The sequence below is a fragment of the Mucilaginibacter sp. genome, from assembly GCF_039921305.1.
Taxonomy (GTDB): Bacteria; Bacteroidota; Bacteroidia; order Sphingobacteriales; family Sphingobacteriaceae; genus Mucilaginibacter.
The window spans coordinates 58,681-67,138 of sequence record NZ_JBDSCA010000056.1; the positions used below are offsets into that span (position 1 = coordinate 58,681).

Genomic DNA, 8,458 nt, shown 5'->3' on the forward strand with positions numbered 1-8,458 from the left:
GGTAATTCGTTGAACCTGTTTGCAGAAGGGCCATTCCATGGCTGGTCAATCTTTATGACCTGATGATTGTGGCTGATTTCATTTTAGCCCCGCTCAGATTCATTACTTCATCTTCGATTTGATAACGATGGCCTCGGCCGCTAAACCTGGTGTAGCTACTCTCAGTTTGATATTGCCTGTTTTTTTGGTACTTCTGATCACTACCAATACCCGCCCATGCCAGGCTTTGCGGGCCGTGGCTAAATAAGAGTCGGGATCTTTTAGATTCGCATTATCAACGCCGGCGATAACGCCGGGTCCTTCAATACTGAATTGTAAGTTATTTTCGGAATTGGGCTGTACGATGCCATTGTTATCTGTTATTTCGACGGTAATATAAGATAGATCCTGCCCGTTTGCGGTGATCGTACCACGGTTTGCCATTAGTTTTATTTTAGCGGCGCTGCCTGCAGTTTTTAAAACTCGGTTTTCAACCTCTTTATTATTAATTACACCAACTGCACGCACTTCTCCTGCAGTATAAGGAACGCTAAAAGTGGCCTTGAACTCCTCTGCTTCGGTTGTGGCTTGCTCACCTATCAGTTTATTGTTTAAGTAAAGCCGGACAGTGGAGTATTTAGAGTACACTTCAACCTGTACATCGTGACCTTCAAAGCCGGGCCAGGTCCAGCTTTCCCAAGTTGGCCATACAGCCCAACCGGTTACGTGGATACTTCCAGGCGTTTTCTCCGGTTCACGCACAGCCATATAAAGTTTCTCTTTATTATCGTATAACATACTACGGTAGTGTGATATAGGCTTTCGCCAGCCCATAAGATCGATATCACCGCAATAGGCGCCGTGATAAGGGAACAATTCGGTTCTGGCATGAAACGCAGAAGATTCTCCCGTATAATACCAACGCCCTATACCCGATTCACCCAGGTAATCCAATGCGGTCCAAACAAAATCTCCCAGTATATAGCTATTATTTTGTACCTGTTTCCAGTTAGCAAAAGCATCTTTAGGATAAGATTCTGTTTGAACGATAATACGAGACGGAACCCGTTCGTGATCAGCGGCAGCACGATGCAGTTCATAATTATACCCCGCTATATCATGGGCCGCCATCAACGGATCAAATATCTCCCAATCTCTATCCCAGGTGGTCATGGCTGATGTAACCGGGCGGGTGGGGTCTATCTTACGGACACAATTTGCCAGAATTTTGGCGGTTTCTACAGCTTCAGGGCTCTTTCGTTCGATGATCTCGTTACCGATGCTCCACATAATAATCGATGGATGGTTCCGGTCGCGCAATACCATAGTTTCTAAATCGCGCTGCCACCAATCGTTAAAATATGTGGCATAATCATATTTGTTTTTGGATGTTCTCCAGCCGTCAAAGGCCTCGTCTATCACCAACATTCCCAATCTATCACATGCAGCTAAAAATGCTTCGGAGGGTGGATTGTGCGAGGTGCGAATGGCATTAAAACCCGCCGCTTTCAATATTTCTACCCTGCGTTCTTCAGCGCGGTCAAATGCGGCGGCTCCTAAGCAACCATTATCGTGATGTACGCAGCCCCCATTGAGCTTCAATGTTATACCGTTGAGCTGAAAACCATTTTCGGTTGTAAATTTGATTGAGCGTATGCCAAAGTCAGTTGAAGTATGATCTATAACAGAACTACCTTTCAATATCTGCACCCTTGCCTGGTAAAGCATTGGCCTTTCGGGCGTCCATAATGAGGGTTTTAGTACGGTTATATTTTGGATTATTTCTTTTTCGCTGTTAGCTGGTAAGGTAACTTTAGCCTGATAGTTACCTGCGCTTTTTGCATTACCCATAAGCACCGTTTTAAGCACAACGCTTTGGGTTATGTTTGTTTCATTTTTTATTAGTGTTTTTACCTCAACTGTAGCTTTTGCGGCAGAAACGCTTGGTGTGGTAATTACTGTACCCCAGTTAGCTACATGCACCGGGCTGGTAACTACCATCCACACATGACGGTAAATACCGGAACCGCTATACCAGCGGCTATTTTTCTGCTTTGAATTATCTACTCTTACTGCTATCGTATTTATTTTATTCTCATTAAGATAGGAAGTCAAATCGTAAGTAAAAGTAGTATATCCATAAGGCTGCGTGCCAAGCGATTTACCATTAATGAAAACCTCCGAATTCATGTAAACGCCTTCGAAATAAATAGATACCAGCTTACCTTTCCATGCAGCAGGGGCCAGGAAAGTTTTACGATACCAGCCTGTACCCGTAGGAAAGAAACCACCATCACCGCCAGAGGGGTTAGTTTTATCAATTTTCCCTTCGATACTCCAGTCGTGGGGCAAATCTAATATCCGCCAGTTTTTATCGTCAAAATTATTAGCCCCCGCATTTGTAGCATCGCCTAAAAAGAACTTCCAACCATCATCAAAAAGTTGTTTACGTGGGTTATTTACCTGCGCACGGGCACTAAATATACAGGCTGTTAAAAGTAAAACGGCTATCGATACTATTTTTGAAGGCTTTAGCATGAGCGGTATTAATTGGTAAACAAATATAATAGTAAATGTCATTTACACAATTAAAAACTCCACTATTTACTATTGCGCCGGTTATTTTAAATGTGGTTTCCATGAGATGCTTTGCGCGGTTGCATTGCGTTCGCAAATATTGGGCAGGCTGATGTATGATGACAACTTGCGGTAACAACTGCTAACTTTTGACTTTCAACTTATACCTTTTAAAATGCGCATTGCGTATATTTGTGTATGAATACTGCCGACCTATTACAGCGTGCTTTAAATTTTGAGTTTTTAACCAAGGAAGAAGGCCTGTTTTTATACGAACATGCCAGTACGCCCGAGTTAATGTATGTAGCTAACGAACTGCGTAAGATACAGGTACCACATGGCAAAGTTACCTGGCAGATAGACAGGAATGTGAACACCACTAACGTTTGTATTGCCAATTGTAAGTTCTGCAACTTTTTCCGCAGGCCGGGGCACGAGGATAGCTATATTACTGATATTGAAACCTATAAACGTAAGATAGAGGAAACTTTTAAATATGGCGGCGACCAGCTTTTGTTGCAGGGCGGCCATCACCCGGACTTGGGTTTGAAGTTTTATACCGATTTGTTTAGTGAGTTAAAACAATTGTATCCTAAGCTTAAACTACACTCGTTAGGCCCGCCGGAAATTGCGCACGTGGCTAAGTTAGAGGGCATGAGCCATTACGATGTGCTGAAGGCGATGAAGGAATCGGGTTTGGATTCGTTACCGGGCGCGGGTGCCGAGATATTGAACGACAGGGTTCGGAGGTTGATATCTAAAGGAAAGTGTGGTGGTAAAGAGTGGCTGGATGTGATGCGCGCGGCTCACCAACTGAACCTCCCCTCGTCGGCAACGATGATGTTTGGGCATGTGGAGACTTTGGAAGAGCGCTTTGAGCATTTGGTTTGGATCCGCGAAGTACAATCAGAAAAACCTGAGGGAAATTATGGCTTTGTGGCCTTTATACCATGGCCTTTTCAGGATGATGGTACGCTGCTGAAAAAAGTGCGTGGCATCACCAATAATGTAACCGGCGACGAATATATCCGCATGATAGCGCTGAGCCGAATTATGCTGCCGAATATTAAAAATATACAGGCATCGTGGTTAACGGTTGGTAAACCTGTTGCGCAAATATGTTTGCATGCCGGGGCCAATGATTTTGGTTCGATCATGATAGAGGAGAACGTAGTATCTGCCGCGGGTGCTCCTCACCGTTTTACGGCTAAGGGCATTCAGGATTCTATCCGCGAAGCGGGTTTTGAGCCGCAGATGCGTACGCAGAAATACGAATGGAGAGAGATACCTGCGGAGATTGAAGAGCAGGTTATTGATTATTGATATAGCTCTGTTGTCATTTCGACGATAGGAGAAATCTTTAAGAGCGATTAACGCAGTTGATTGAGCATACGCTACGTGCATGAGCAGAAGATTTCTCAGTCGTTCCCTGTCTGCCGGCCGGCAGGGAACGACTGAGAAATGACAAAGTATGTATAAAAAGAAAAGCTATCATTTACTGATGGCTTTTCTTTTTATATGGTGTAGATGGCCTGGACGCTCCGTCCTTTGACTGTTGCTCTGGATGGCACCCGGCGCTCGTTGGAAATAAGCTTTAAAAAGTTTATGGCATAAAAAAAGGGTCGTTAACTCTCGCAGTTTTCGACCCTTTACATCTACCTATGAAAAACAGTCCTTATTAGGAAGGACATGAATAGTTATTCAATAGGCATGCCAACAATTAAATATGCGCCACAAGCTTTAATTAGTGTTAAATTAATACTTGCATGAGGCATCATGTAGAGATATATACTGTAAACCGGGGTGCGATTTCCCCAAATGGATTGGAAGGGCTGATTAGAATAATTCCATGGCGCAGAATGACACACCCCTCCGCCCCTCTCAAGAGGGGAATCGCACAAGGCCATCGCTTTTTGCTCGGTGGCTTCTTACAGATAAAACTTTTCGCCGTCTGTTTTAACTTTACCGGCATCTAATAGCATGCGAATAATGTCTATCCGTTCCTTTTCGGTACCTGCTGTTATGGTGTTTACCAGGTCATCCAGCGAAAGCGGATCGAGGCTTAGCCAGCGGAGTACTTCGTCGGTAATACGGTCGGTGGTGTCGTGCGCGTTTTCAGTCCGCTTTTCTTCTATACATACATCGCACACGCCGCATTTGCGGGCGTTTGGTTCGTCAAAGTAAGTGAGCAGCATTTGGCTTCGGCAACGTTTGGCTTCGGCGTAATGAAAAACGGCTTCCATTTTTTGACGGAAGATTTGTTTGCGCTGCTCGATGTAACGCTTGTCTATCATTACATTTTTAATATCCTGGCGGGGTAAAATAAAGGTAACCTGAGGCTTATCTGTTTGTGGGAGATAGTTGAGCAAGTCCATTTGCTGTAGCTGATTCAGGCCTTCTATCACTTGCTGTACGCTGATGTTCATGCGCTTAGCCAGATCAAACTCGCGGATGTGCACATAGTTTTCGAAGGCGCCGGCGTATGAACGTAGCAGGGTTTTCACAAAGCCATCCCAGGCGGCATTCTCTATCTGGAAACGGTATAGCTCTTCGTTCATTACCTGGAAACGGAAGCGCGATGGTAAAAAAACGCTTTCGGTAAAGGATACGTAATCGTTGCGCTCTAAAAACTTGAGGCTGTTGATGGTTTTGATGGCATCGAACTTATATTTGGAGCAAAAATCGCCGATATCAAAATCGAAACTGATGTACTCCCCTGCCCCGTAAGCTAACTGAAAATAGTTGCCCAAGCTATGGTAAACTTTTTTGATCTCGTCGACCGTAGGGAAGGTTAGCTCGAATTTCTTCTCCAGCTTAAACCTATCCGAATGGTTGAACAGCAAAACCGCGTAAGCCTTTTGCTCATCCCGCCCGGCCCTGCCGGCTTCCTGATAATAGGCTTCGAGGCTTTCGGGCAAGTCTTTGTGGATCACGAAACGGACATCGGGTTTATCTATACCCATTCCGAACGCGTTAGTGGCTACTATTATACGGGTTTGATTACTCTTCCAGGCCTCTTGTTTTTTAGAGCGTTGTTCGGCCTCTAATCCCGCATGGTAATAATCGGCGCTGTAACCATATTGGTTGAGTATCTGGGCAATCTCAAAAGTTTCTTTCCGGCTGCGAACGTACACTATCCCGGTGCCTTTTACGCCTTTAACTACATCTAACAGGCGTTGCATCTTATTTTCCTGATGCTGTACTACATAGCTGATATTTTTACGTTCAAAGCTTTTGGTAAAAACATTCGGCTCTTTAAATTGCAGCTTTTGCTGGATGTCTTCGCGCACATCGGCGGTTGCGGTCGCCGTAAGGGCCAATATAGGTACTTCGGGATGAATTTCTCTCAGATCGGCAATGTGAAGGTACGGCGGGCGGAAATCATATCCCCATTGGGAGATACAATGCGCTTCGTCTACAGCTATCAGGTTTACCTTCATGTAACCGATGCGCTCGCGAACCAGTTCGGATAGTAACCTTTCGGGAGATAGGTACAGAAATTTGACGTTGCCGTAGATGCAATTATCTAAAGCGTGATCAACCTCGCGCTTGCTCATGCCCGATACGATAGACATGGCTTCGATGCCTTTGGCCTGCAGGTTTTCTACCTGATCTTTCATTAAGGCGATCAAGGGGGATATGACGATGCAGATCCCTTCTTTAGCCAAAGCCGGAACCTGAAAGCAAACGGATTTACCACCACCTGTGGGCAGCAGGGCCAAGGTATCGCGACCTAACAATACGGATTGGATGATCTCTTCCTGTAAAGGTCGAAAATTATCATGTTTCCAGTAATGTTGCAGAATTTCTTGTATGGTCATCAATAGTGATAGCGAACCCCGAATGTAAGGAAATGCACTTATATTATTGAGGGTTGATCGTCATATTCATCGGGATAATTGAGAATATAGTCGGCTATTTCGCGCTGCGATTGCGATGAAAGCTGGTCGCCTTCGTAAATCCAATTGTTGTTAACGATAACGATACTGCCCAAGTTGGCAGTAGTGCTTGCAGCTAATGGGTTGCCGTGTGTACCAGTTAAAAACAGGTGAAATTCGTGCCCATCGGGAACGATCAAAACATCATTCAACTCGCCGTTTGGATAAATACCGATGGTGGTTTCTTGAGATAACATATTTGTTTACAGGTTTTAGTTTTGATGTAAATGTAAGCGTTTAACCCCAACACCATATTGTAAAAAATGTTTAATTTTTGTTTATCACTCAAATAATTAGTATCTTAGTAATACGTTATTGAAACATGAACAAACCCAATCCATACATCAACACTTTTTATTTAGCAGTTCACCTGTTGCTGAATATTTTGGTTGTGGCTTTGATTTTGAACGTGATAGATGCTTTTGTACCCATTAAGCATTTGTTTGCAGGTTACCATGTTAACATTAGCGCTTTTTACCCACCAAGTACGCTTGAGAAAAACATCATGATAGCGGCAGCTATTGGCGGCGCGGCATGGTACTACCAAAGGCGTAAGGCTAAAATTAACGAAGCCATCCACAAATACCACTTCCCTAATATGCGCGAAGTTGAGGAGTTTTTCAGAAGTAAGTTTTAGTATTAGTATCAAGTAGAGAGTATCAGGTATCAAGACTTGAAATTTTTCTTACTTTATCCCCCCTCTCTTATGTAATATGTATCAGGTAAGATGCCTGCCTGTCGGCAGACAGGGAAGATGTGGTGTGAAAATTCTTACTTTATCACCCCCTCTTTTATGTAAGATGTATCAGCTAAGATGGAAGATGTGGTGTGAAAATTCTTACTTTATCCCCCCTCTCTTATGTAATATGTATCAGGTAAGATGGAAGATGTGGTGTGAAAATTCTTACTTTATCCCCCTCTAAAGATTTTTGATCGTTTATGAAGAAACCGCTTTTTATTGTCCTGATCTTGTTTTGCGCCATTGCTTTAATATCGTGGGGAGTAACCGGGCACCGTACAGTAGCTAAAATTGCCGAAAATCATTTGACACCAAAAACACAATTGGCTATAAAAGAACTTTTAGGCAAAGAAACCCTACCCGATGTAAGTACCTGGGCCGATGAGATCCGCAGTAACCCTGATTATAAATTTACCGGGGCCTACCATTATGTTAACCTACCCGCGGGTTTAAACTTTGAACAGTTTGTTGCCGCTATAAAAGCCCTGCCTATTGATAATGCTTATAAGATCATCCAGAAATGTGAGATGGATATTGCCGATCCACAAAAATCAAAACAAGCTAAGGTTACGGCTTTGAAGTTTTTGGTTCATGTTATTGGCGATATTCACCAACCTATGCATGTGAGCCATGCCGAAGATAAGGGTGGTAACGACATCCAGATCACATTTAATGGCGACGGCACTAATCTGCATAGTTTATGGGATAGCGGCCTGATTGAGCAGGAAGGTTTAAGCTATCAAAAAATGGCTGTTGCTTATGATACCGCCACACCAGAGCAAATTACAAAATGGCAAAGCGATAACCTGCTGATATGGCTTTGGGAAAGTTACCAGATAGCCGAAATTTTGTACAAAGAGGCAGCCGAAAACCCCAAATTTGAAAAGGAATATTATGATGAGCATTTGCCTGTTTTGCAAAACCGCATTTTAAAAGGCGGGATAAGGTTAGCCGGGGTTTTGAATGGGTTGTTTGATAAGTAGTAATGAATACTGGTAGTTTATACAGGTTGCTACAATTGTATAGTCAAATGTCATTGCGAGGTACGAAGCAATCGCGAACCATACAAAACTACTCTGATAGCCGCTTTATCTCCGTGCGATTGCTTCGTACCTCGCAATTGTAAGGGTTTATTAATTCGGTAATAGAATCAGGATTTTTATTTGTTGTTTAGGGTGGTCATTTCGATAGGTTTTTTTCCATTGATACCTTGATGTGGCCTTTC

At 43.5% G+C, this 8,458-nt stretch carries 6 protein-coding genes; 3 read left to right on the plus strand and 3 right to left on the minus strand.

Going from position 1 to position 8,458, the window contains the following annotated elements:
* Positions 1-102 precede the first annotated feature (102 nt).
* Positions 103-2,559, minus strand: a complete 2,457-nt coding sequence (locus ABIN91_RS17705; protein WP_348052730.1) for a sugar-binding domain-containing protein — start codon at positions 2,557-2,559, stop codon at positions 103-105.
* 195 nt (positions 2,560-2,754) lie between these two features.
* Here ABIN91_RS17705 and ABIN91_RS17710 point away from each other — a divergent pair, with 195 nt between their 5' ends.
* Positions 2,755-3,879, plus strand: coding sequence for a CofH family radical SAM protein (locus ABIN91_RS17710; RefSeq protein WP_348052732.1), 1,125 nt, complete (start codon positions 2,755-2,757; stop codon positions 3,877-3,879).
* 605 nt (positions 3,880-4,484) lie between these two features.
* Here the strand turns inward: ABIN91_RS17710 and ABIN91_RS17715 are convergent.
* Together ABIN91_RS17715 and ABIN91_RS17720 are read right to left on the minus strand one after the other, a co-directional pair.
* Positions 4,485-6,377, minus strand: a complete 1,893-nt coding sequence (locus ABIN91_RS17715; RefSeq protein WP_348052733.1) for an ATP-dependent DNA helicase RecQ — start codon at positions 6,375-6,377, stop codon at positions 4,485-4,487.
* A gap of 38 nt (positions 6,378-6,415) precedes the next feature.
* Positions 6,416-6,691: a hypothetical protein gene (locus ABIN91_RS17720; RefSeq protein WP_348052734.1), complete on the minus strand. Its 276-nt coding sequence runs from the start codon at positions 6,689-6,691 to the stop codon at positions 6,416-6,418.
* Between the two features lie 125 nt (positions 6,692-6,816).
* Between ABIN91_RS17720 and ABIN91_RS17725 the strand changes: the two genes are divergently transcribed.
* Positions 6,817-7,131: a hypothetical protein gene (locus ABIN91_RS17725; protein WP_348052736.1), complete on the plus strand. Its 315-nt coding sequence runs from the start codon at positions 6,817-6,819 to the stop codon at positions 7,129-7,131.
* 302 nt (positions 7,132-7,433) lie between these two features.
* Positions 7,434-8,216, plus strand: a complete 783-nt coding sequence (locus ABIN91_RS17730; protein ID WP_348052738.1) for a S1/P1 nuclease — start codon at positions 7,434-7,436, stop codon at positions 8,214-8,216.
* Positions 8,217-8,458 lie beyond the last annotated feature (242 nt).

Excerpts from the sequence above, each read along its gene's own strand:
- ABIN91_RS17720 (WP_348052734.1), bottom strand. The coding sequence starts at position 6,691 with ATGTTATCTCAAGAAACCACCATCGGTATTTATCCAAACGGCGAGTTG.
- ABIN91_RS17705 (WP_348052730.1), bottom strand. The coding sequence starts at position 2,559 with ATGACATTTACTATTATATTTGTTTACCAATTAATACCGCTCATGCTA.
- ABIN91_RS17725 (WP_348052736.1), top strand. The coding sequence starts at position 6,817 with ATGAACAAACCCAATCCATACATCAACACTTTTTATTTAGCAGTTCAC.
- ABIN91_RS17715 (WP_348052733.1), bottom strand. The coding sequence starts at position 6,377 with ATGACCATACAAGAAATTCTGCAACATTACTGGAAACATGATAATTTT.
- ABIN91_RS17730 (WP_348052738.1), top strand. The coding sequence starts at position 7,434 with ATGAAGAAACCGCTTTTTATTGTCCTGATCTTGTTTTGCGCCATTGCT.
- ABIN91_RS17710 (WP_348052732.1), top strand. The coding sequence starts at position 2,755 with ATGAATACTGCCGACCTATTACAGCGTGCTTTAAATTTTGAGTTTTTA.